We start from the raw sequence: 22,877 nt of genomic DNA on the forward strand, positions 1-22,877 counted from the left end.
CGGTCAGGATCTGGCCGCGTCTTTTAGTTTGTAGATGAGGTCGAGGGCGTCTTTGGGGCTGAGATCATCGGGGTGGATGTCTTTCAGCATGTCGAGGGCGGGTGAGTCTGCTGGTTTTGTGGGTGGCGGCGCCGCAACCGCTGAGAACAGAGGCAGGTCGTCGATCAGTGTTTTTTGGCTCGCACCACCTTCGCGTTCGCCCGTTTCCAATGCATCCAGAACGACGCGGGCGCGCGCGATGACCGCAGGTGGCAAACCGGCGAGTTGGGCGACTTGCACGCCGTAGGAACGGTCGGCAGCGCCGCGGCGAACTTCGTGGAGAAAGACGACTTCGCCTTCCCATTCCTTGACCGCGACCGTTGCATTGTCGACGCCGTCCAGTTTACCCGCCAGCGCTGTCATTTCGTGGTAGTGCGTGGCGAAGAGTGCGCGAGATTTGTTCACGTCGTGCAGGTGTTCCAGCGTGGCCCAGGCGATTGAGAGGCCGTCATAGGTGGCGGTGCCGCGCCCGATTTCATCCAAAATGACCAGTGCGCGATCATCTGCCTGATTGAGAATCGCAGCGGTTTCGACCATTTCGACCATAAAGGTGGACCGACCTCGTGCCAGATCGTCCGACGCGCCGACCCTGCTAAAGATCTGGCTGACGATACCGATATGCGCGGCGGTTGCAGGCACGTGGCTGCCGATTTGCGCGAGGATGGCGATCAAGGCGTTCTGGCGGAGGAAGGTCGATTTACCCGCCATGTTCGGACCCGTGAGCAGCCAAATGGCTGCGCCATCTTCGGCCGTCAGGAGGCAGTCATTGGCGATAAACGGCGTACCGCCTTGCGCCTTCAACGCGTTTTCGACTACGGGGTGCCGCCCGCCTTCGATGTCAAAGGCGCGGGATGTGTCGAGGGTCGGTTTGCACCATTCCCGGTCCACGGCCAGATGGGCGAGGGAGGTGGCTAGATCCAGTTCAGCCAATGCGTTGGCGGTTTGGGAAATCTCTGCTGCCTTGGACACAACAAGGGACTTTAGCGCCTCGTAGAGCCGCATTTCGATCTCTAGCGCACGTGCGCCGGCGTTGAGGATGCGGGTTTCCAGATCGGACAATTCTACGGTGGTGAACCGGACTTGGTTGGCTGTGGTTTGTCGGTGAATGAAGGTTTGGCTGAGCGGATCGGACAGCATTTTTTCCGCGTGAGTGGCGGTGACTTCGACAAAGTACCCGAGGACGTTGTTGTGTTTGATCTTGAGCGCATTGATGCCGGAGGTCTCAACATACTGCCGCTGCAATTGGGCGATGACGGAGCGCCCTTCGTCGCGCAGTTGCCGTGCCTCGTCCAGATCGGGGTCGCAACCGGTGGCTATGAAGCCACCGTCGCGGGCCAACAGGGGAGGTTCGGCAACCAGATCAGCGTCGAGCCGGTCGATGAGGTCCGTGTGCCCTCCGAGGTTCTTGGTGGAGGTGTTCAGCAGGTCGGGCAGGTCAGCCGCGGCGGTGTCTTTCAGGTTTTGCGCGGCGGTTAGCCCGTTGCGTAGGGCGGCGAGATCCCTTGGGCCACCACGATCAAGAGACAGGCGCGACAGGGCGCGGTCCATATCCGGTACAGATCGCAAGACCTGCCGTTGCGCCTGCGCGACATTGCCACGTTCCACGTAGTATGAAACCGCATCTGACCGTGCTGAAATCGTCTCTAACACACGGGAAGGCGACGAAAGGCGCCTTTCGAGAAGCCGCGCGCCACCGGACGTGACAGTTTCGTCGATGATGGACAACAACGACCCGGCCCGACCGCCTGAGAGCGCAGTTGTCAGTTCCAGATTGCGCCGGGTGGCCGCATCAATCTGGACCGTCTTGGTCTGGGTTTCCTGTTGGGGTGGCTGCAACAGAGGCAAATTACCCTTTTGAGTGACCTCCAGATATTCGACCAAAGCACCCATTGCGCCCGCTTCGGCGCGGATGAATGTGCCGTAAGCGTCCAGCGTTCCAACGCCAAACAGGTTGCAGACGCGATCCGCCCCTGCTGCACTATCGAATGCGGCATTGCCCAAGGCGGTCAGTGCAATTCCAAACTCTTCGACGGTGTCGCGCAGTTCGGCCTCTTTGCTGTCTGCGATTATCAGTTCTGACGGTGCGAGACGTGCCAATTCAGGCCCTAACTGGGCCAAAACGAGGGGCATGACATGGAAGGCACCGGTGGAAATGTCGACCCAAGCCAAGGCGCAATCGCCGCGTACATCGGCAAAAGCGGCGAGGAAGTTGTGCCGACGTGCCTCAAGCAAGCTGTCTTCGGTCAGGGTGCCGGGCGTGACCAAACGGACGACATCGCGTTTGACGACGGATTTGTAGCCGCGCTTTTTCGCCTCTGCGGGGCTTTCCATCTGTTCGCACACCGCCACGCGAAACCCTTTGCGGATGAGGGTGAGCAGATAGCCCTCGGCCGCGTGTACGGGGACGCCGCACATCGGGATGTCGGCGCCGTCGTGTTTGCCGCGTTTGGTCAGTGCGATATCCAACGCCTCGGCTGCGGCCACGGCGTCTTCAAAGAACATCTCGTAGAAATCGCCCATGCGGTAGAACAGCAGCGCGCCCTCATGTGCGGACTTGATTTCGAGATATTGCGCCATCATCGGCGTGACAGACATTGCGGCCCCCGGACTTGTGTCGCGTGACCTTACAAATTGGGCTGACCGAGCGAAAGCCAAAGTCGATTGAGACGCGCCGTTGGCTGGGATATGACGCCACAACGTCAGGGAGGACAGCCGAAGATGAGCAAGACCAAGGTTACCGCCGAAGAGGCGCTGGCGTTTCACATGGAACCGACGCCGGGCAAGTTTGAAATTTCCGCCACGGTGCCGATGACCACACAGCGTGATTTGAGCCTTGCATATTCACCCGGCGTCGCGGTGCCCTGCGAAGCCATCGCAGAGAACCCCGAGACGGCTTATGACTACACCAACAAGGGCAATCTGGTTGCTGTGATTTCGAACGGTACGGCGGTCTTGGGGTTGGGCAACCTAGGCGCGCTGGGGTCCAAACCGGTGATGGAGGGCAAGGCCGTTTTGTTCAAACGCTTTGCCGACGTCAATTCGATCGACATCGAGCTGGACACCGAGGACACGGATGCGTTTTGCCAGGCGGTCAAGCTGATGGGCCCGACCTTTGGTGGCATCAACCTCGAAGACATCAAAGCGCCCGAGTGCTTTATCATCGAACAGCGTCTGAAAGAGGAAATGGACATTCCCGTCTTTCACGATGATCAACACGGGACGGCTGTGATCTGTGCGGCGGGTCTGATCAACGCGCTGCATATCTCCGGCAAAAAGATCGAGGACGTCAAAATTGTTCTCAATGGCGCGGGTGCTGCGGGCATTGCCTGTATCGAGCTGCTGAAATCCATGGGCGCGCGGCACAGCAATTGCATCGTGTGTGACACCAAGGGTGTGATTTACCAAGGCCGAACCGATGGGATGAACCAGTGGAAGTCGGCGCATGCGATCACCACAGAGTTGCGTACCCTCGAAGAGGCGATGAAAGGCGCGGACGTATTCCTGGGCGTCTCTGTCAAAGGTGCGGTGACGCCTGCGATGGTCGAAAGCATGGCGGACAACCCGGTCATTTTCGCGATGGCCAACCCGGATCCCGAGATCACGCCCGAAGAGGCGCATGAGGTGCGGATGGATGCCATCGTCGCAACGGGGCGCAGCGACTATCCGAACCAGGTCAACAACGTCCTTGGCTTTCCCTATCTGTTCCGGGGTGCGTTGGATATCAACGCGCGTGCAATCAACGACGAAATGAAAATCGCCTGTGCGCACGCACTTGCGGCGCTGGCCCGCGAGGACGTGCCGGACGAGGTTGCCTTGGCCTATGGAAAATCGCTGACCTTTGGGCGAGATTATATCATTCCCACACCGTTTGATCCGCGTTTGATCCACCGGATTCCGCCTGCCGTTGCCAAGGCGGGGATGGATACTGGTGCTGCGCGTCGACCTATCATCGACATGGAGGCTTACGAGCTGAGCCTCAAGTCACGGATGGATCCGACGGCCAGCATTCTGACAGGGATCAACGCCCGCGCACGTGCGGCGCAGGCCCGCATGATCTTTGCCGAAGGGGATGATCCGCGTGTTTTGCGCGCCGCTGTGATGTACCAGCGGTCGGGGTTCGGCAAGGCGCTGGTTGTCGGGCGTGCCGACGACGTAAAAACCAAGCTGGAAGAAGCAGGACTAGGTGACGCGGCGCGCGAGTTGGAGGTGGTGAATGCTGCCAACACCAGCCATCTGGAGACGTATAAAACCCATCTCTACGACCGCCTGAATCGCCGTGGCTTTGACCGTCAGGACATTCACCGCCTTGCTGCACGGGATCGTCACGTGTTTTCCGCACTGATGTTGGCGCATGGGCATGGCGACGGGTTGGTTACGGGTGCCACACGTAAATCGGCGCATATTCTGGACCGGATCAACCATGTGTTTGACGCGGATACATCTAGTAAGGCGGCGGGGATCACGGCGTTGCTCCACAAGGGGCGCATCGTGTTCATCGCTGACACGCTGGTGCATGAATGGCCGGACGAAGAGAACCTCGCCGATATTGCGGAACAGGCGGCCAATGTCGCGCGCAATATGGGCCTTGAGCCGCGCGTGGCCTTTGTCAGTTTCTCGACCTTTGGCTATCCGGTGTCCGAACGTGCGGAAAAGATGCATCAGGCACCGCAGGTTCTGGATCAACGTGGTGTTGATTTTGAATACGAAGGCGAGATGACCGTCGACGTGGCGCTGAACGCGCAAGCACAGGCGGCATACCCGTTCTCGCGGTTGACCGGCCCGGCGAATATCCTTGTTGTGCCAGCGCGCCACTCGGCCAGTATTTCGGTCAAACTGATGCAGGAAATGGGCGGAGCAACGGTGATTGGCCCAATCCTTGCCGGTGTTGATGGGTCGATCCAGATTTGTTCGGCGGTTTCGAGTGCGAATGACATCCTTAACATGGCGGTCCTTGCCGCGTGCAAGGTGGGCTGATGGCGGTCTGGAACCTCGGTTCAATCAACATCGACAACGTTTACCGCGTGCCGCATCTGCCTGCGCCCGGTGAAACGCTGGGCGCGGCAGTGTATCAGCAAGGGCTGGGTGGCAAAGGGGCCAATATGTCGGTGGCGATAGCGCGGGCTGCGGCGCGTGTTGCGCACATCGGGGCGGTTGGTCCCGAAGGCGCGTGGACCGTTGAGCGGCTGATGGAATACGGCGTCGACACGCGGTTCATATCGCGGCTGACCGACACTGCGACGGGGCATGCGAATATCTCGGTCGCGGACGACGGTGAAAACCAGATCATTCTCTACACAGGGACAAATCACCTAATTTCTGACGATATGATCGGCGCTGCGCTTAGTTCCGCGGCGGCGGGTGACATGCTGGTCATGCAGAACGAAACCAACGGTCAGGCGCATGCCGCCCGGATGGCCAAGGCGCTGGGCCTGCGTGTGGTTTATGCGGCGGCCCCCTTTGATGCCGATGCCGTTGCACAGGTGTTGCCCCATACCGACATCCTCGTGCTGAACCAGATTGAGGCCGAGCAACTGGAAACGGCATTGGGTCAATCGCTCGATGCGCTGGGCGTGGATCATGTGGTGGTCACGTTGGGTGGTGATGGCAGTCGCTGGATCGATACGACGACCAACACCAGCACGCACATTCCCGCAGTGCCTGTGACGCCAGTGGATACCACGGGGGCGGGCGACACATTTACCGGCTATCTCGTCGCGGGGTTGGACCGTGGCCTGCCGTTTGAACAGGCGTTGCGGCTTGCCACCCAAGCAGGTGCGATCATGGTCACGCGCCTGGGGACGGCGGATGTGATCCCCGATCTCAAAGACATCGAGGATGCGCGTTTCGATTAGCTGCCCGCAAACGGAGCAGCGCCACCCCACAGTTGTTTGACACGGGCGTCACGGCCGCACGCGGCGCGGTAGGCTTTGTAGGCCTTGGCTTTGGATTTGGGCCCAAAGCGGGTCAGGATGATGGCCGACTGTTTGTAGTAGTCCTGATGATAGCCATCCGCCGGATAAAACGTGTCCGCAGTCAGGATCGGCGTGACGATGGTCTGGCCCAGATCTGCCTGTGCCGCAGCCTTGGCAGCATTTGCCGCGCTCACCTGGTCCGGCGTCGCAAAAACGGCGGTTGTATAGGTTTGGCCCCGGTCGCAAAACTGGCCACCGGCATCTGTTGGATCGATCGAGCGAAAGAACATGTTCAGCAACGTGCTGACCTGAACCTGTGCCGGGTCATAGGTGATCTGAACAGCCTCAAGGTGTCCGGTGCCACCCTTGACGACCTGTTTGTACGTCGGGTTGGCAACTTGACCACCGGCGAAACCTGATACGGCTTCTTTGACGCCGCTCACCTTTTCGAAATCGGCCTCAACGCACCAGAAACAACCGCCTGCAACGGTGAGCGTTTTGAGCTCTTGAGCGTGTGACATTTTGGATTGCGCAGCGAGCCCAAGAACGATCATCAGGCCCAGTGAAAAAGTCTTGATATTACGAAGCGTGGTCATGGCGGGTCTCCTTTGATGATCAGGTTGGCGCAAATCGCGGGCTTGCTCAATTCACAGCGCGGCGAGGTCGCGCAGGCGTGAAGGGGCGTTTACCTCTCGTGACCCTCAGGTTAGCGTTTTGCGCATGACACAGCGTATTGCCATGTGGTCCGGGCCGCGCAATCTGTCGACGGCGATGATGTACAGTTTTGCCGCGCGGGGTGATTGCCGCGTGGTGGATGAGCCGTTTTATGGTGCTTATCTGGCTGAAACCGGTGCCGATCACCCGATGCGGGGTGCTGTGCTGGGTTCAATGGCAACAGACCCTTTGGATGTGCAAAAACAGCTAAATTCACCTGTATCAGAGCCTATTTTCTATCAAAAACATATGACCCATCACATGCTTGATGGCTGGCCTGACGTTTGGGCAGAGGGCACGCAACATGTCTTTCTGATACGACACCCCGCGCGGGTGGTGGCGAGCTATGCGCGGAAACGCGAAGCGCCGGAACTGGATGATCTTGGGTTCAGGCAGCAGGCAGAGATTTTCGCGCGAACCGATGATCCGATTGTCATCGACGCGTCCGACATCCGCGCCGATCCTGCGGGAATGTTACAAAAACTTTGTACCCGTGTTTCAATCTCTTGGACGGAAAACATGCTGTCATGGCCATCCGGCGGGCATGTGGCTGACGGTGTTTGGGCGGCGCACTGGTATGGCGCGGTCCACCAATCAACCGGTTTTGACAGCGCCGAAGGCCCGTTGCCCGATCTTGACCCGCAATATGACCAGCTGGCGCAAGCGGCGATGCCTATTTACCAAAGCCTCGCCGCTCACAAAATCACTTGAGCCTGCGATCCCGCGCTGCAAGCAGCTTGAGACGCAGTGCGTTCAACTGGATAAACCCTGCGGCATCCTTTTGATCGTAGGCGCCGGCGTCATCCTCGAACGTCACGTGCGCTTCGGAATACAGGCTGTGATCTGACCAACGGCCAACCGTGCGCGCCAACCCTTTGTACAACTTCAGTCGCACAGTGCCGGTCACATGTTCCTGGCTCTTGTCGATCAGGGCCTGCAGCATTTCGCGCTCGGGCGAGAACCAGAAGCCGTTGTAGATCAGTTCAGCGTATTTCGGCATCAACTCGTCCTTGAGGTGTGCCGCGCCGCGATCCAGTGTGATCTGTTCGATGCCGCGATGGGCCTCAAGCAAGATCGTGCCACCGGGTGTCTCGTAGATACCGCGGGATTTCATCCCGACAAACCGACCCTCGACCAGGTCCAGACGACCGATGCCGTGCTTGCCACCCAGTTCGTTCAGTTTGGTCAGAACAGTCGCCGGCGACATCATTTCGCCGTTGATAGAGACTGCATCGCCCTTTTCAAAACCCACTTCGATGTACTCGGGTGTGTTCGGCGCGTCCTCTGGGTTGACCGTGCGCTGGTACACGTAGTCCGGCGCGTCCTCGGCGGGGTCTTCTAGCACTTTGCCCTCGGAGGAGGTGTGCAACAGGTTGGCATCGACGCTGAACGGCGCTTCGCCGCGTTTGTCCTTGGCGATCGGGATCTGGTTCTTTTCGGCAAAGTCGATCAACTTGGTCCGGCTGGACAGGTCCCATTCACGCCAGGGCGCAATCACCTTGATATCCGGGTTGAGCGCATAGGCGGCAAGTTCAAACCGGACCTGATCGTTGCCCTTGCCGGTCGCGCCATGCGCCACGGCATCGGCGCCTTCGGCGGCGGCAATTTCAACCAGCCGTTTGGAAATCAGCGGGCGCGCAATCGACGTGCCCAACAGGTACAGACCCTCGTAGAGCGCGTTGGCCCGGAACATCGGGAACACAAAATCACGCACGAACTCTTCGCGCACATCTTCGATGTAGATCGAAGACGCGCCCATCAGTTCAGCCTTGGCGCGGGCGGGCTCCAGCTCTTCGCCCTGGCCCAGATCGGCGGTAAAGGTCACAACCTCGCAGCCGTATTCCGTTTGCAGCCATTTCAGAATGATCGACGTATCCAGGCCGCCGGAATAGGCCAACACGACTTTCTTGGGTGCGCTCATTGTCTCTGTTTCCTCATCAGCGTTGCGTGCCGATAGCCCTTTTGCGCAACAGGGGCAAGATTGACCCCCTCACTTGCCAAAGCTAGGTCAGAGGGATTGCCATCGGAGATCGCAAAATGAGCTTTCAAGACGGAGCGAGAGAAGGCGAGGCCGCAATGCGTGCGGTGTTCCCGCCGACACCGCTGTTGCGCAACGACATGCTGTCGGCGCGGTACGGTGCGGATATCTGGCTCAAACGCGAAGATCTCAGTCCGGTGCGGTCATACAAACTGCGCGGTGCGTTCAATGCCATGCGCAAGGTACAGCGACCGGGTTCGGTTTTTGTCTGTGCCAGCGCCGGGAACCATGCGCAGGGTGTGGCCTATATGTGCAATCACTTCGGCGTGGATGGCGTGATTTTCATGCCCGTGACCACGCCGCAGCAAAAGATCATGAAGACGCAGATGTTCGGCGGTGACCGTGTCGAGGTGCGGCTCAAAGGCGACTATTTTGACGACACACTTGCCTCTGCTCAGGCGTTCTGCGCCGAGGCAGGCGCGCATTTTCTGTCGCCCTTTGACGATGAGGATGTGATTGAAGGGCAGGCGTCTGTCGCCATTGAGGTCGAGGCACAGCTGGGCCGCGCGCCTGACCATATCATCCTGCCCGTAGGTGGCGGTGGGTTGTCTGCCGGAACGCGCAGCTATTTTGGCGACCGCGTCCGATATACTTTTGTGGAGCCCAGTGGCGCGCCGTCGCTTGCGGATGCTGTCAAAGCGGGTGCGCCGGTTGACGTGTCTCCGATCAACACGTTTGTTGATGGTGCCGCCGTGGCCAAGATTGGGGATCGCACCTTTGCCCGGCTTCGCGATGTGGACCCGGCGGACGTGATCGACATCCCCGAAGATCGGATTTGCACAACCATCATTGAAATGCTGAATGTCGAAGGGGTGGTTCTGGAACCTGCCGGTGCGCTTGCCATTGAGGCGTTGGCTGATCTGGCCGAGGAAATCAAAGGCAAAACGGTGGTGTGCGTCGCATCCGGGGGCAACTTCGACTTTGAGCGTCTGCCCGAGGTCAAGGAACGCGCACAGCGATACTCTGGTGTCAAAAAGTACTTTATTCTGCGCATGCCGCAGCGGCCCGGTGCGCTCAAGGATTTCCTGAATATGTTGGGGCCGGACGACGACATTGCCCGGTTCGAATATTTGAAGAAATCGGCGCGCAATTTCGGGTCAGTTCTGATTGGTATCGAAACCCGACGACCTGAAAATTTTGACCGCTTTCTAGGTGCGTTGGATCAGGCCGGTTTCACATATACTGACATCACCAACGACGAAACGCTGGCCCAATTTGTGATCTAGGCGGCGTACTCGCCCGCGAGGCCGTTCAGAAATGCGTCCTTGGATGCGTCGAAACTGTTTAAAATTGCAGTTACATCAACCGAGGCTGCATTGCCCGATGCGGCCATAGCCTCACCCGTGTGGCACAGCGATGAAAAGTCGGAAAACCCAAGGTTCATCGCGCTGCCCTTGAGGGCATGCAAGTTCGCCTCCAGCGCGGACAGGTCGACATCCGCGCGCAAAGCGTCAGTGATTTCAGCCACTTCTTCGAGGAACAAGGGCACAACTTCTTCAAAATCCTCTTCGCCGATTTCCGAGCGCAAAGAGGTCACACGCTGCCAATCAATCATGGTTTGCCTCCGGTCATGATGCCGTCTTGTTCCATGACAGCCATTAAGAAACCGTGACCTCTAAAGCTTTAACCAAACGGTGGATGTCCTTCACGCACCGTTAAGTGGCAGGGCGTACCAAGCGACCAAGCAGTTCGGAATTGTCAGTGAGATGAATCTAAAGATCAAACCCATCGAGACAGATTCAGCCGCGGCGCCACCCGCGGCCAAAGTCGACGCACCGCAACGTGTGTTGATTGTCGATGACAGCCGCCTGCAGCGCAAGATTCTGTGCAGCTCGGTCAAGCGTTGGGGGTTCGAGGTTCACGAGGCCGGGTCCGGCGAAGAGGCCATGGTGATCGCACAGGAGATTCAGCCCGACTTGATCCTGAGCGATTGGATGATGCCCGGAATGAACGGGTTGGAATTCTGCAATGCGTTCCGCCAGATTTCCCAGGATCGGTACGGGTATTTTATCCTGCTCACGTCCAAGAGCGAAAAGGCGGAAATCGCGATGGGCCTTGAGGCAGGGGCCGATGATTTCGTGACCAAGCCGGTCGATGCCAACGAATTGCGCGCGCGTATCGCGGCGGGTGAACGTATCCTGCGCATGCAGCGGGAATTGACCGAGAAAAACAGGCTGATCACTGACACGCTGGACGAACTACAGCGCGTTTACGATTCGCTCGACAGCGACCTGATCGAGGCCAAGAAACTCCAGCAATCGCTCATTCGGGAACGGCACAAATCCTTTGATACCGGTGACGTGTCGCTGATGCTCCGGTCCAGCGGACATGTGGGCGGCGACCTGGTTGGTTTCTTTCCCGCGGGCGAGGGGCATCTGGGGCTGTTTTCGATTGATGTGTCGGGCCATGGCATCAGCTCTGCGCTGATGACCGCGCGGCTGGCCGGATACCTGTCGGCCACTGCGCCGGACCAGAACGTCGCGTTGCACCGCGCCCCGGACGGAACCTATGCGTTCCTTCCCCCCGAAGAGGTCATCGAAACGCTGAACGATCTGGTGCTCGATGAAATGGACACTGAACACTATTTTACGCTGTTGCTTGCTGACGTGACGCTCGAAACGGGCCATGTGCGCATGGCACAGGCGGGCCACCCGCATCCGGCCGTGCAACGCAAGAATGGGGATATCGAACAGGACGGACCCGGTGGATTTCCCGTTGGCTTGATGTCCGGGATCTCATTCCAGCAATTCGAAACGCAGCTTTTGCCCGGTGACCGACTGTTGCTGCTGTCCGATGGCGTAACGGAATGCCCGGACGGCACTGGCGACATGCTCGAAGAATCAGGCCTCGCCACGATCATGACAGAGCTTGCCGACGTGTCGGGCCCGCCCTTTTTCGAGGCGCTGTTGTGGAAAATGACCGAATTTGCCGGTGGCGATCAGTTCCCCGACGACGTGTCAGGCATCCTGTTTGAATTCAGCGGCCCCGATCACTGATAAAATCGCGCCAGGAACATACAGTCGCCATCGTTTCCAACGGTGGCAATCGCCTGCTGGGGCGTCATCCAAACACTTTCATGCTCCGGCTCCGTCGGTGGACAGACCGAGCGGACGGGGTGTGCGACATAGATATGGCACAGCTTTTCCGCCCAGAGCGTATATTCCGGCATGTACACAAACCGCTTGAATGCACCGATCCGGCGCGGCCGCGCGATATGCCAACCGGTTTCTTCGAACACCTCGCGGTGCAGCGCCCGCAAGGGGCTTTCGCCCGGATCAATACCGCCACCCGGCAACTGAAATTCAGGGTCCAGACCGTGCTGATATGTCAACAACACCCGCCCATCGCGCGGTAGGATCGCGTAGGCACCTGGCCTGCGGGTATAGGTGCGACCCTTTTGCGGCGGGGCGCCAAAACGACGGATCATGCGTGCCCTCTTTCAGTTTTCGATCACGGGCCTATATAAGGCGCTGATATGCCTATGTGTGGCGCCAAAGGAAACCCCATGACAACCGGTTCGCAACTTGCGTGGGACGACACCGTCCTGCCATTTCAACTTGATGCTTCGGACATGCGCGGGCGCGTTGCGCGCCTCGATGGTGTGCTGGATGGCATCCTGAAGCAACACGACTATCCGCCACAGGTCGAGGCACTTGTTGCAGAGATGGCGCTGTTGACGGCATTGATTGGCCAAACGATCAAACTGCGCTGGAAGCTGTCGCTGCAGGTCCAGTCCAAGGGTCCGGTGCGCATGATCGCCACGGATTACTATGGGCCGGAAAACGAAGGCGACGCGGCGCGCATCCGTGCCTATGCCAGTTATGACGCGGATCGGCTGACCGATGGCGCGCCCTTTGATCAGGTTGGTGAGGGGTATTTTGCCATCATGATCGATCAGGGTCAGGGCATGACGCCGTATCAAGGTATCACGCCTCTGGCAGGTGGGTCGCTTGCCGCCTGTGCAGAGGCGTATTTTGCCCAGTCCGAGCAGCTGCCGACCCGCTTCCAACTCAGCTTTGGTCGATCCACGGAACCGGGTGTCGCGGAACACTGGCGCGCGGGTGGTATCATGCTGCAGCACATGCCTAAAGCGTCCCCGCTGATGGCCAAAGGCGAAGGCACGGGTGAGCTTCTCGAAGCTGACGATCTCTTGGATGGCGATGCGTCAGACAACTGGAACCGCGTCAATATCCTGCTGGATACGGTTGATGAAATCGAACTGATTGGCCCGAAACTGTCGCCCAGCGACATTCTGGTTCGACTGTTTCACGAGGAAACGCCACGGGTATACGACACGCAGCCAGTGCGGTTCGGGTGCACCTGTTCCGAGGACCGTGTGCGTCAAAGCCTGTCGATCTATTCGGCGCGGGATATTGAGACCATGACAACCGATAATGGGCGTGTGACCGCCGATTGTCAGTTCTGTGGTGCCCACTACAATCTCGACCCCAAGTCCGTTGGGTTCGAGGCAGAAACCGCCAGTGAGTGACCTGATCACCCGCACGCGTCATGCCTTGGCGCGTGCGTGCCCCCCATCATCTGATTTCGATCTGAACCCGGACACGGAACTGGCACCGGGTCGCAAATTGCGCCCCGCAGCGGTGCTTGCGCCGATCATTGCTGGCGATGACGGGTTTGATTTGATCCTGACCAAACGGTCATCCGCCCTCAAACATCACCCCGGACAAATTGCGTTTCCGGGTGGCAAACAGGATGAGAGCGACGCCGACCTGATCGCTACCGCATTGCGCGAGGCACACGAAGAGATTGGCCTGCCGCGCGACAGCGTCGAAATTCTGGGCACCTTTGCGCCGCATGAAACCGTGACCTCGTTCACCGTCACCCCGGTGATCGGGCTGATAAACAGCCCGTTCGATGCGATACCCGAACCCGGTGAAGTCGCCGAAGTCTTTCGCGTGCCGTTGGCCCATGTGCTGAACCCGTCGCAATTCACGGTGGAATCCCGCCGGTGGCGGGGCAAGCGCCGGGCCTACTATACGGTTCCCTATGGTCCCTACTACATCTGGGGCGCAACCGCGCGTATATTGCGGACATGGACCGATCAATTGTCACACACCTGAACGCGTCAACACCGTTCCTGACGGACCGGCGGGCGCAGGCGCTTTGCAGCGCCATTGACGCGGCGGGGCACGTTGCCCTGTTTGTCGGGGGATGTGTGCGGAATGCGATCATGGACGCGCCGGCCTCTGACATCGACATCTCGACGGATGCCTTGCCGCAGGACGTGATCCGCATTTGCAAAGCGGCAGGCTTTCGTGCGGTGCCAACTGGCATCGATCATGGCACGGTGACGATTGTCGTGGATGGCGCCCCGTTCGAGGTGACGACCTTTCGCCGCGATGTCGCTACAGATGGTCGGCGTGCGGTCGTCGCGTTTTCCAAGGACGTTGCCGAAGACGCGCGGCGCCGAGATTTCACCATGAATGCGCTCTATGCGGATCGGACGGGCCTGATCATCGACCCACTTGGCGGCTTGCCGGATGCGCGGGCGCGGCGCGTGCGATTTATCGAGGACGCAGGCCAGCGTATTCGCGAGGATTATCTGCGCACGCTACGGTTTTTTCGGTTCCATGCCTGGTACGCCAATCCTGAAGAGGGATGGGATGCAGACGCGCTGGATGGGATCGCTGCAAACCTCGATGGCTTGAACAGTCTGTCCGCCGAAAGGGTCGGGGCAGAGATGCTGAAACTTCTGGCCGCGCCCGAACCGACAGCGGCGGTTTGTGTGATGGAACAGACGGGTGTCCTGGGTCACATTTTGCCTGGTGCGACGTCCACATTGGTTGGCCCGCTTGTCCACCTCGAAGGGTTAAGCGGTGCCACCATTGATCCGGTCAACCGGCTTGCCGCGATGGGGGGCGATGATGTGGCGGCGCGACTGCGGCTTTCGCGCAAGATGCACCGGCAACTTGATTCGACGCTTGAAAATTCAACCAGCACCTTTGGGGTGCACGCGCTGGGCCACGCAGCGGGTGCAGAGGCGGGGATCGGCGCATTGCTGCTGCGTTCCGCGATGGCAAACCGCGTTCTGGAACCCGGCGATGTGGATGCCGTCCTGCAGGGGGCGGGCACCGAATTTCCCGTTAAATCGCAGGACATTCCCGGCCTTTCGGGTGCCGCACTTGGTGCGCGCCTCAAGGCGTTGAAACAGCTCTGGCTGGCTTCTGATCTGACCTTGACGAAAAAGGCGCTGCTGACGGCGTGACTTTTGAGACAAAGGGCGGTATGTCCAAGGGGAACACGGAGGAAGCATCATGTTTTACGGGATCTGGAACGACACCTGATATTGTCGCCGATCGTCCCTTGTGACGCACCGGGCCTTGGCCCGCGTCATTCGCATGTTGCACTACATCTCTACGGATTACCCCCATGTTCAAGTTCTTTGAATCGCTTGTCGATCCTTACGCGCCCTATCAGCAATCTGACACGCCACCGACGCGGCTTTGGCCGTTCATGCGCGATTACGCGCGTCCTTTCACCGGTATCTTTGTTGTCGCCGGGATCATGTCCATCATCGTCGCGGGCATTGAGGTCGGGCTGATCTACTATATGGGTCGCATCGTCGACCTGCTGGGCACGTCCCCGGCGATTTTCTGGGAAAATCACGGCACCGAAGTCCTCTTGGTCGGTGTCTTTATCCTGTTGATCCGGCCGGTCCTGCAGATGGTCGATGTCTTGTTGTTAAACCAGACGATCTTGCCGAATTTCGGGACGTTGATCCGGTGGCGGTCGCACCGCCATGTGTTGCGGCAATCCGTTGGCTGGTTCGAGAATGATTTTGCCGGGCGCATTGCCAACCGGATCATGCAAACCCCACCCGCCGCGGGCGAAGTGGTGTTTCAGGTGTTCGACGCGATTTCCTTTGCACTGGCCTATCTGATCGGGGCCGCCATTTTGCTTAGCGTGGCGGATCCACGGTTGTTGTTGCCATTGGCGATCTGGTTTGCGGCTTATGCCTGTTTGATCGCCTGGACAGTCAAACGTGTTGGCCCCGCGTCTCAGGCAGCGTCGGATGCGCGGTCGACCACCACGGGTCGGGTTGTCGATGCCTATACAAACATTCATTCGGTCAAGATGTTCGCGCACCATGATCGCGAGGTCGAATACGCCAAAGAGGCGATCGAGCTGACGCGCCGCACGTTCTTTGTCGAAATGCGTCTCTATACAATCATGGACGTTGTTCTGGTGACACTGAACGGGTTGCTGATTGTGGGCGTTGTCGGTTGGGCACTTGCGCTGTGGATGCAAGGCGCGGCCAGCGTCGGTGTTGTTGCCGCCGCGACTGCGCTGACGTTGCGGTTGAACGCGATGACCGGTTGGATCATGTGGGCGCTTACCACGTTTTTCCGCCAGCTTGGCGTCGTTGCCGAAGGCATGGAGACCATCGCCCAGCCCATCTCGCTTGTGGATGCGACGGATGCCAAACCGCTTGATATGGGTCTTGGTCAGATCACGCTTGATCGGCTGACACACCACTATGGGCGTGACAGCGGTGGTCTGAACGCGATAACGACGACGATCCAGCCCGGTGAAAAGGTGGGTTTGATTGGTCGGTCAGGTGCCGGTAAATCGACCCTGGTCAAGCTGCTGTTGCGGTTCTACGACGCCGAAGACGGGCGGATTTTGATCGACGGTCAGGACATCACGCAAGTCACGCAAGACACTTTGCGGCGCAACATCGGTATGGTCCAACAGGACAGTTCCCTGTTGCACCGGTCTGTGCGCGACAACATTCTGTATGGCCGTCCCGATGCCACCGAAGCCGAGATGATCGAGGCCGCCAAACAGGCCGAGGCGCATGACTTCATCCTTGATCTTGCAGACCCGCAAGGCCGCACGGGATATGATGCGCAGGTTGGCGAGCGGGGGGTCAAACTGTCTGGTGGTCAACGTCAGCGCGTGACTTTGGCGCGGGTGATTCTCAAGAATGCTCCGATCCTTGTTCTGGACGAGGCGACCAGCGCCCTCGACAGCGAGGTCGAAGCCGCGATTCAGAATACGCTCTACGAGATGATGGTCGGCAAAACGGTGATCGCAATTGCCCACCGGCTGTCCACCATCGCCCAGATGGATCGGATTCTTGTGTTGGATGACGGAAAAATTGTCGAAGACGGCACCCACGACGCGCTTTTGGAAAGCGGAGGCCTATATTCGGAGTTCTGGGCACGCCAATCCGGCGGGTTCATTGCGACCGAGGCCGCCGAGTGAACATTTCTGATTGGATCAAACCGTTTCGACGTGCCGAAGGGCCGCCGCCGCAGGCGCTGTGGCCCTTCCTCCGCTGGTGCCTGTCAGGTGCGTGGCCTGCATTGTGGCTGGCCGCGTTCTGTTCCGCTGCGGCCGGTATCCTCGAGGCAGGCACCGCGCTGATCCTGGGCCGGGTGATTGATGCCACTGTGCAGCTGGGTCCTGATGGGTTCTTTACCGTGGGCAATATTGGTCTGGTTGTCGGCGCGCTGGCGTTTTTCCTGATCGCGCGGCCCATCCTCTTTGGTCTCAGTTCCGCGACCAACTCGATCATCGTTCAGCCCAATGTGAACCCCCTTGTTTTGTCGCGCCTGCACCGTTGGACGCTTGGTCAGTCGGTGGGTTTCTTTGACGACGACTTTGCCGGGCGCATCGCCCAGAAGCAGATGCAGGCGGCGCGGGCAGTCACGGATGTGGTGTCCGAATTTATCAACGTGGTTGCATTTGCACTGGCCTCGTTGGTGGGGTCAGTGCTGTTGCTGCTGGCCATTGATTGGCGGGTGGCAATCGGTTTCGCGGTCTGGCTGGTGTTCTATTTCGCGCTGATCCGCTGGTATCTGCCGCGTATTCGCAAACGGTCGGCGGCGCGCGCGGCGGCACGTGCGATGGTGTCGGGACAGGTCGTTGACACGATCACCAACATCAAAACGGTCAAGCTTTTTGCCCACGACGATCACGAAGATCAGGCGGCGCTGGGCGCAATGGGATCGTTCCGCGAAACGGCGGTGGATTTTGGTGTTCTGGCCGCCGGTTTCAGGTTTGCGCTGATGGCGTTGGCGGGTCTGCTACCGGTTCTGTTGCTCGGTGGCACAATCCTGATGTGGCAGCGCGGGTTTGCCACGCCGGGTGACATCGTGGCCTCCGGCGCAATTGCCATTCGCATTGCGCAAATGACGGGCTGGGTCAGCTTTACGCTTATGGCGATCTATTCGAATATCGGCGAGGTCGAGGATGGCATGCGCACCTTGACCCCACGCACACGCGTCGAGGATCAGGCAGATGCGCACCATCTGTCCCATGTGTCGGGCGCGATCACCTTTGACCGCCTTGGGTTCAGCTATGGCCGTCAGACGGGTGGCATCGACGACGTGAACCTGTCGATCAAACCGGGTGAAAAGGTGGGCATTGTCGGCGCGTCCGGTGCCGGGAAATCGACCTTGGTTTCGCTGCTCTTGCGTCTCTACGAAGGCGAAAAAGGTCGTATTCTCATCGACGGGCACGACACGAGCGCGGTGACCCAGGACAGTTTGCGGCATAACATCGGGCTGGTGACCCAAGAGACGGCGATGTTCAACAGATCCGCCCGTGACAACATTCTCTATGGCCGACCGGATGCCAGTGACGACGACATGATCGCCGCCGCACGCAAGGCCGAAGCGCATGACTTTATCCTGGATCTTCAGGACCACCGTGGCCGCAAAGGATACGAGGCGCATCTGGGCGAGCGTGGTGTGAAACTGTCGGGTGGTCAGCGCCAGCGCATCGCCTTGGCGCGCGCGATCCTCAAGGACGCGCCGATCCTGGTGTTGGATGAGGCCACCAGTGCCCTCGACAGCGAAGTCGAGGCGTCGATTCAGGCCGCACTGACCCGTGTGATGGAGGGCAAGACCGTCCTCGCCATTGCCCACCGTCTGTCCACGCTGACCGAAATGGACAGGATTGTCGTCATGGATCGTGGCCGCATCGTCGAAGAGGGCGCGCATGACGTATTGCTGGCGCAGGGCGGGCTGTATGCCAAGTATTGGCAGCGGCAATCTGGTGGCTTTATCAGTACCAAGGCTGCGGAATAGGGGTTTTGCAGATCGCAGCGGCCCAGTAGGCACCCACCATGAGAAAAACAGTAACCATCGAACGGCTTGGCCAACAGGGCGACGGCGTCGCGGGCGACATGTTTGTCCCGCTGGCCTTACCGGGCGAAGTGGTCAGCGGCATCCCGGACGGCGACCAATTGACCGAGATGCGTGTCGAAACACCATCTGCGGACCGTGTTTCAGCACCCTGCCCACATTTCCGGTCCTGCGGCGGCTGCCAAGTGCAGCACGCCAGCGACACCTGCGTTGCAGGTTGGAAACGGGGCATCGTGGAAACGGCTCTGACTGTGCAGGGCGTAACGGCAACCGTGCGCCCCATTCTAACATCCCCGGACCGGTCCCGCCGCCGCGCGACCTTTGCCGCGCGGCGCACGAAAAAGGGCGCGATGGCTGGTTTCCACGCGCGCAAGTCCGACGCCATCATACCGGTTCCATCCTGCGTTCTGGTCACGCCAACCCTGGCCAAATCTGCGCCGATGGCCGAGGCGCTGGCCGTGGCAGGCGCCAGTCGCAAGGGCGCCTTGTCCGTCAGTGTGACAGACAGCGTTGATGGTCTGGATGTTCTGGTTACGGGTGGCAAACCACTGGATGGACCGTTGCGCATCACCCTCGCCGCCTTGTGCGAGGCACACGGGCTGGCGCGCCTGACATGGGAAGACGAGCTGATCGGGATGCGCATGCCGCCGTCACACGCCATGGGTGCGGCACGCGTGGTGCCGCCGCCCGGCGCGTTCCTGCAAGCGACCGAACACGGTCAGGCGACGTTGACTGATCTGGTGCGTGACATCGTTGGTCCTGCCAAATCTGTTCTCGATCTGTTTGCTGGCTGCGGAACATTTGCCTTGCCGCTGGCCAAAACCGCCGAGGTTCACGCCGTCGAAGGGGATCGCGCCATGCTGGCCGCACTGGACGGTGGCTGGCGACAGGCGCAGGGGCTCAAGCGGGTGACAACCGAAACGCGTGATCTGTTTCGCCGTCCACTGATGCCGGATGAACTTGCGCGCTTTGACGCAGCAGTGATTGACCCGCCTCGTGCCGGAGCGGCTGCGCAAATCGCAGAGCTGGCGCAGGCCAAAATCGAAACCATTGCGTACGTATCCTGCAATCCACAGACCTTTGCACGTGATGCAAAAACCTTGTGCGATGCTGGCTATTCCCTCGATTGGGTCCAACCTGTTGATCAGTTCCGCTGGTCCGCGCATGTGGAACTTGTCGCGGCATTCCGTCTGGCCCATATCCGGGACCAAAGGAGATAACATGTTCGATCGTGCCCGTTTGACGACCGCCCTGCAAAGCGATGGCGTCAGCAACTTTATCATTGCCGTTATCATCGTGAATGCGATCACACTTGGGCTCGAAACATCTTCGGTTGCGATGAATGCTGCGGGTCCGTTGATTGTGTTGATCGACCGCATCTGTCTTGGAATTTTTGTGATTGAAATCCTGGCCAAGTTGGTGGCTTATAGGTCCGGTTTCTTCCGCAATGGATGGAATGTTTTCGATTTCGTGATCGTTGGCATTGCACTGATCCCCGGCGGTGCCGGGTTGTCGGTTCTGCGGGCCTTGCGGATTTTGCGGGTGTTGCGCGTTATATCCGTGGCCCCCAGCCTGCGCCGCGTTGTCGAAGGGTTTGTGACTGCATTGCCCGGCATGGGCAGCGTGTTCCTGTTGATGGCGCTGATTTTCTATATCGGCGCGGTCATGGCGACCAAACTCTTTGGCAGCAGCTTTCCCGACTGGTTCGGCAATCTGGGCCTCAGCGCCTACTCTCTGTTCCAGATCATGACGCTGGAATCCTGGTCCATGGGAATCGTCCGCCCGGTCATGGAGGTCTATCCCTACGCCTGGCTGTTCTTTGTGCCGTTTATCATGGTGACGACATTCGCGGTCGTGAACCTGTTGGTCGGCCTGATCGTAAACTCGATGCAGGACGCCCATGCCGAGGAAACCAACGCCGCCACCGACAGCTATCGTGACGCTGTCATGCAGCGCCTCGAGGCGATTGAGGCCAAGCTGGACGCCCGAGACAACCGCGACCCATAGGTCACGATCACGCGCAGGTGATCAGGCGGATTCCGAATCCGCCTATCTTCGCGTATGGTTTCAATGATATTTTAAGGCCAATTACAAAAAACCACCCCGTGGGACAGGATTTTCAATGAAGCGCAGACATCTGATGATGGGTGGCGCAGCCGCGTTTGGTTTAGGCGCGTGCACCCAGAGCAAGTTCAAGACATATCGCGGCCCGGACGTGACCTATATCGTGGTCAACAAAGAGGCGCGCGAGATGTTTCTCTTCAACAACAACAAGGTGCTCAAGGAATACGAGATCGACCTGGGCTTTGAGCCGATTGGCGACAAGTTCTTTGAGGGCGACGGCAAAACGCCCGAAGGCACTTACATCATCGACCGCCGCAACCCCAACAGCAGGTTCCACCTGTCTCTCGGGATTTCCTATCCCAATGCACGGGACCGGGCCGAGGCGGCCGCACTGGGCAAACCGCCCGGCGGTGACATCTTTATCCACGGTCATTCCAGCCCCTTCAAACGCGGGACAGATGATTGGACATGGGGCTGTATCGCCGTGACCAACCGCGAGATGGAAGACGTCTATGCGATGGTGCGCAACGGCACCCCGATCCAGATCAATCCCTGATCACGTGGCGGGTGTGGTTGTGACAACCACCAGATCCGCCTCGGTTTCGTCGGTTGCGACCTCTTCCGGTTCGGCGTCAGGCACCAGACGGCTGGCCGACGGGTTCGCTGACGGAATGGATGGCGCGTTGTTCGGGTTGCCCATCACCATGGTCCACCAGATCTTGCCATTGGGTTCCTGAAACCAGGCGAATCCCATCTGTTGCGCTTGGGGTGACAGGATCGTCCGACGGGTGTCAGGCTGTTCCATCCAGGCCGCAAGCGTTTCCAGTTCGGTCTCGTAGGTCTCCGAGATGTTCTCGCCAACGAGGCTGCCCGCATATCCAACCCGCGCCAGCCGATCGATAGGCGACGACCCGTCCGAGCCGAAATGCCAGGGGCGGTTCTGCAACGACATATCGCGCGAATGCGTGGCCGCGGCTGCGTTCAGTTGCGGGTCAAGCTCAACCGGGCCCGCGCCGCGCGTGCTGCGCAACGCGTTGACCGAGTCCAGCATGCGAAACTGAAGCTTGGCGGTGTCGTTATTGCGGATACGGTACAGTTTGGGCAGCGGTCGCCCATCATCCGTGCGCGTTGGCGCCGACGACGGCGTACATGCAGCAAGGGCAAGCAAGGCAACGAGAATAACAGAGAAAATACGCATGGGTCCTGCACAACATTTGTTTGTTTGAAACTCGATAGCCCGTCGTGCGTTGCATTACAAACGCACATCGGCGTGATGCCGCGTGATGACATCTGTTTGATTTGCGACTGAGGCTTTCGCGCAATATTGTCTGCCGCGAAGGCAGTAAACCACATTCGGAGAGGCATTCAATGTCCAAGAAGCCATTTGGTACACCTACACGTCGGGCCTTTTTGGCCGGAACAGCGGCCCTTTTGGGCACGCCCGCCATTGCCCAGAACATTCCCGCCGGACAGGCATCGCGCGACCCCAACCTGTCGGCGCGCCGCAACATCTCCAGCTTCCGCACGCTGGATTGGCAGCCCTATTTCGACAACCTGCGCAAGGGTGCGATTCTCGTCGATATCGACAGCCGTGCAGTACACTACTGGAACGAAGATCAGACAGTTTACAAACTGTACCCGTCCAGTGTGCCACTGACCGACGATCTGACACGCCGCGGCCGGACCCAGGTGATTCTCAAGGATCCCGAGCCCGATTGGCGCCCAACCCCGTCCATGAAACAGCGTAACCCGGAATGGCCCGATTATATTGGCCCCGGCCCGCAAAACCCGCTGGGCACACGGTCGCTGCACCTCAGCTGGACCTATTATCGCATCCACGGCACCCACGATACGCGCAAGATTGGCCGCAAATCTTCGAACGGCTGCATCGGGCTCTATAATGAGCATATCGAAGAGCTGTACGAGATGGCGAATGTCGGTACGCAAGTGTTGCTAATTTGACGACATTGCGGCGGATCGGCAGCTAACCATTTG

At 59.2% G+C, this 22,877-nt stretch carries 20 protein-coding genes; 14 read left to right on the plus strand and 6 right to left on the minus strand.

Annotated features, from left to right (window positions below; genetic code table 11):
• Window positions 1-3: 3 nt before the first annotated feature.
• Window positions 4-2,634 carry a DNA mismatch repair protein MutS gene (mutS, locus tag Q0936_RS00230; protein WP_299294746.1) on the minus strand — a complete coding sequence of 877 codons (2,631 nt, stop codon included), beginning with the start codon at window positions 2,632-2,634 and terminating at the stop codon, window positions 4-6.
• 123 nt (window positions 2,635-2,757) lie between these two features.
• Between mutS and Q0936_RS00235 the strand changes: the two genes are divergently transcribed.
• Both Q0936_RS00235 and Q0936_RS00240 read left to right on the plus strand, forming a co-directional pair.
• Window positions 2,758-5,013 carry an NADP-dependent malic enzyme gene (locus Q0936_RS00235; RefSeq protein ID WP_299294748.1) on the plus strand — a complete coding sequence of 752 codons (2,256 nt, stop codon included), beginning with the start codon at window positions 2,758-2,760 and terminating at the stop codon, window positions 5,011-5,013.
• On the plus strand, window positions 5,013-5,891 hold the full coding sequence (locus tag Q0936_RS00240; RefSeq protein ID WP_299294749.1) for a ribokinase: 879 nt from the start codon (window positions 5,013-5,015) through the stop codon (window positions 5,889-5,891). Before Q0936_RS00235 ends, Q0936_RS00240 begins: the two co-directional genes overlap by 1 nt.
• On the opposite strand, the gene msrA is transcribed toward Q0936_RS00240, so the two are convergent.
• The gene (msrA, locus tag Q0936_RS00245; protein ID WP_299294750.1) at window positions 5,888-6,547 is read right to left on the minus strand and encodes a peptide-methionine (S)-S-oxide reductase MsrA; all 660 of its coding nucleotides are present in this window, start codon (window positions 6,545-6,547) and stop codon (window positions 5,888-5,890) included. The genes Q0936_RS00240 and msrA overlap by 4 nt on opposite strands.
• 142 nt (window positions 6,548-6,689) lie before the next feature.
• On the opposite strand from msrA, the gene Q0936_RS00250 reads away from it, so the two are divergent.
• Window positions 6,690-7,376 carry an HAD family hydrolase gene (locus Q0936_RS00250; protein ID WP_299294769.1) on the plus strand — a complete coding sequence of 229 codons (687 nt, stop codon included), beginning with the start codon at window positions 6,690-6,692 and terminating at the stop codon, window positions 7,374-7,376.
• Here the strand turns inward: Q0936_RS00250 and Q0936_RS00255 are convergent.
• Complete coding sequence (locus Q0936_RS00255; RefSeq protein ID WP_299139778.1) at window positions 7,369-8,586, minus strand: argininosuccinate synthase; 1,218 nt, start codon at window positions 8,584-8,586, stop codon at window positions 7,369-7,371. The genes Q0936_RS00250 and Q0936_RS00255 overlap by 8 nt on opposite strands.
• A 116-nt stretch (window positions 8,587-8,702) precedes the next feature.
• On the opposite strand from Q0936_RS00255, the gene ilvA reads away from it, so the two are divergent.
• Window positions 8,703-9,929 (plus strand): threonine ammonia-lyase IlvA, encoded by a 1,227-nt coding sequence (gene ilvA, locus Q0936_RS00260; protein WP_299294752.1) that lies wholly within the window; start codon window positions 8,703-8,705, stop codon window positions 9,927-9,929.
• On the opposite strand, the gene Q0936_RS00265 is transcribed toward ilvA, so the two are convergent.
• Window positions 9,926-10,258 carry an Hpt domain-containing protein gene (locus tag Q0936_RS00265; protein WP_299294754.1) on the minus strand — a complete coding sequence of 111 codons (333 nt, stop codon included), beginning with the start codon at window positions 10,256-10,258 and terminating at the stop codon, window positions 9,926-9,928. The two genes, ilvA and Q0936_RS00265, sit on opposite strands and share 4 nt — an antisense overlap.
• A gap of 151 nt (window positions 10,259-10,409) precedes the next feature.
• Between Q0936_RS00265 and Q0936_RS00270 the strand changes: the two genes are divergently transcribed.
• Window positions 10,410-11,699, plus strand: coding sequence for a PP2C family protein-serine/threonine phosphatase (locus Q0936_RS00270; protein WP_299294756.1), 1,290 nt, complete (start codon window positions 10,410-10,412; stop codon window positions 11,697-11,699).
• Here the strand turns inward: Q0936_RS00270 and Q0936_RS00275 are convergent.
• Window positions 11,693-12,130 (minus strand): NUDIX hydrolase, encoded by a 438-nt coding sequence (locus tag Q0936_RS00275; protein WP_299294758.1) that lies wholly within the window; start codon window positions 12,128-12,130, stop codon window positions 11,693-11,695. The two genes, Q0936_RS00270 and Q0936_RS00275, sit on opposite strands and share 7 nt — an antisense overlap.
• A 78-nt stretch (window positions 12,131-12,208) precedes the next feature.
• On the opposite strand from Q0936_RS00275, the gene Q0936_RS00280 reads away from it, so the two are divergent.
• From Q0936_RS00280 to Q0936_RS00315, 8 genes are all read left to right on the plus strand, one after another.
• Window positions 12,209-13,192, plus strand: a complete 984-nt coding sequence (locus Q0936_RS00280; protein ID WP_299294759.1) for an Hsp33 family molecular chaperone HslO — start codon at window positions 12,209-12,211, stop codon at window positions 13,190-13,192.
• A complete protein-coding gene (locus Q0936_RS00285; RefSeq protein ID WP_299294761.1) occupies window positions 13,185-13,784 on the plus strand; it encodes a CoA pyrophosphatase in 600 nt (199 codons plus the stop codon). Before Q0936_RS00280 ends, Q0936_RS00285 begins: the two co-directional genes overlap by 8 nt.
• Window positions 13,757-14,929 carry a CCA tRNA nucleotidyltransferase gene (locus Q0936_RS00290; RefSeq protein WP_299294763.1) on the plus strand — a complete coding sequence of 391 codons (1,173 nt, stop codon included), beginning with the start codon at window positions 13,757-13,759 and terminating at the stop codon, window positions 14,927-14,929. The genes Q0936_RS00285 and Q0936_RS00290 overlap by 28 nt, the downstream gene beginning before the upstream one ends.
• Window positions 14,930-15,093: 164 nt before the next feature.
• Window positions 15,094-16,932 (plus strand): ABC transporter ATP-binding protein, encoded by a 1,839-nt coding sequence (locus Q0936_RS00295; RefSeq protein ID WP_299294765.1) that lies wholly within the window; start codon window positions 15,094-15,096, stop codon window positions 16,930-16,932.
• The gene (locus tag Q0936_RS00300; protein ID WP_299294767.1) at window positions 16,929-18,761 is read left to right on the plus strand and encodes an ABC transporter ATP-binding protein; all 1,833 of its coding nucleotides are present in this window, start codon (window positions 16,929-16,931) and stop codon (window positions 18,759-18,761) included. The genes Q0936_RS00295 and Q0936_RS00300 overlap by 4 nt, the downstream gene beginning before the upstream one ends.
• 38 nt (window positions 18,762-18,799) lie before the next feature.
• Window positions 18,800-20,038 carry a class I SAM-dependent RNA methyltransferase gene (locus Q0936_RS00305; RefSeq protein WP_299377775.1) on the plus strand — a complete coding sequence of 413 codons (1,239 nt, stop codon included), beginning with the start codon at window positions 18,800-18,802 and terminating at the stop codon, window positions 20,036-20,038.
• Between the two features lies 1 nt (window position 20,039).
• Window positions 20,040-20,825, plus strand: coding sequence for an ion transporter (locus Q0936_RS00310; protein WP_299295329.1), 786 nt, complete (start codon window positions 20,040-20,042; stop codon window positions 20,823-20,825).
• A gap of 115 nt (window positions 20,826-20,940) precedes the next feature.
• Window positions 20,941-21,438, plus strand: a complete 498-nt coding sequence (locus Q0936_RS00315; RefSeq protein ID WP_299139757.1) for a L,D-transpeptidase family protein — start codon at window positions 20,941-20,943, stop codon at window positions 21,436-21,438.
• On the opposite strand, the gene Q0936_RS00320 is transcribed toward Q0936_RS00315, so the two are convergent.
• A complete protein-coding gene (locus Q0936_RS00320; protein ID WP_299295331.1) occupies window positions 21,439-22,080 on the minus strand; it encodes a CAP domain-containing protein in 642 nt (213 codons plus the stop codon). It abuts the gene before it with no gap.
• A 170-nt stretch (window positions 22,081-22,250) separates the two neighbouring features.
• Between Q0936_RS00320 and Q0936_RS00325 the strand changes: the two genes are divergently transcribed.
• Window positions 22,251-22,844, plus strand: a complete 594-nt coding sequence (locus Q0936_RS00325; RefSeq protein ID WP_299139755.1) for a L,D-transpeptidase — start codon at window positions 22,251-22,253, stop codon at window positions 22,842-22,844.
• Window positions 22,845-22,877: the final 33 nt, after the last annotated feature.

This window comes from uncultured Tateyamaria sp., assembly GCF_947488715.1.
GTDB lineage: Bacteria > Pseudomonadota > Alphaproteobacteria > Rhodobacterales > Rhodobacteraceae > Tateyamaria.

Coding starts and splice junctions, on each gene's coding strand:
- Q0936_RS00235 (WP_299294748.1), top strand. CDS start 2,758: ATGAGCAAGACCAAGGTTACCGCCGAAGAGGCGCTGGCGTTTCACATG.
- Q0936_RS00275 (WP_299294758.1), bottom strand. CDS start 12,130: ATGATCCGTCGTTTTGGCGCCCCGCCGCAAAAGGGTCGCACCTATACC.
- msrA (WP_299294750.1), bottom strand. CDS start 6,547: ATGACCACGCTTCGTAATATCAAGACTTTTTCACTGGGCCTGATGATC.
- ilvA (WP_299294752.1), top strand. CDS start 8,703: ATGAGCTTTCAAGACGGAGCGAGAGAAGGCGAGGCCGCAATGCGTGCG.
- Q0936_RS00290 (WP_299294763.1), top strand. CDS start 13,757: ATGGACCGATCAATTGTCACACACCTGAACGCGTCAACACCGTTCCTG.
- Q0936_RS00315 (WP_299139757.1), top strand. CDS start 20,941: ATGAAGCGCAGACATCTGATGATGGGTGGCGCAGCCGCGTTTGGTTTA.
- Q0936_RS00250 (WP_299294769.1), top strand. CDS start 6,690: ATGTGGTCCGGGCCGCGCAATCTGTCGACGGCGATGATGTACAGTTTT.
- Q0936_RS00270 (WP_299294756.1), top strand. CDS start 10,410: ATGAATCTAAAGATCAAACCCATCGAGACAGATTCAGCCGCGGCGCCA.
- Q0936_RS00295 (WP_299294765.1), top strand. CDS start 15,094: ATGTTCAAGTTCTTTGAATCGCTTGTCGATCCTTACGCGCCCTATCAG.
- Q0936_RS00280 (WP_299294759.1), top strand. CDS start 12,209: ATGACAACCGGTTCGCAACTTGCGTGGGACGACACCGTCCTGCCATTT.
- Q0936_RS00240 (WP_299294749.1), top strand. CDS start 5,013: ATGGCGGTCTGGAACCTCGGTTCAATCAACATCGACAACGTTTACCGC.
- mutS (WP_299294746.1), bottom strand. CDS start 2,634: ATGTCTGTCACGCCGATGATGGCGCAATATCTCGAAATCAAGTCCGCA.
- Q0936_RS00320 (WP_299295331.1), bottom strand. CDS start 22,080: ATGCGTATTTTCTCTGTTATTCTCGTTGCCTTGCTTGCCCTTGCTGCA.
- Q0936_RS00255 (WP_299139778.1), bottom strand. CDS start 8,586: ATGAGCGCACCCAAGAAAGTCGTGTTGGCCTATTCCGGCGGCCTGGAT.
- Q0936_RS00265 (WP_299294754.1), bottom strand. CDS start 10,258: ATGATTGATTGGCAGCGTGTGACCTCTTTGCGCTCGGAAATCGGCGAA.
- Q0936_RS00325 (WP_299139755.1), top strand. CDS start 22,251: ATGTCCAAGAAGCCATTTGGTACACCTACACGTCGGGCCTTTTTGGCC.
- Q0936_RS00305 (WP_299377775.1), top strand. CDS start 18,800: ATGAGAAAAACAGTAACCATCGAACGGCTTGGCCAACAGGGCGACGGC.
- Q0936_RS00310 (WP_299295329.1), top strand. CDS start 20,040: ATGTTCGATCGTGCCCGTTTGACGACCGCCCTGCAAAGCGATGGCGTC.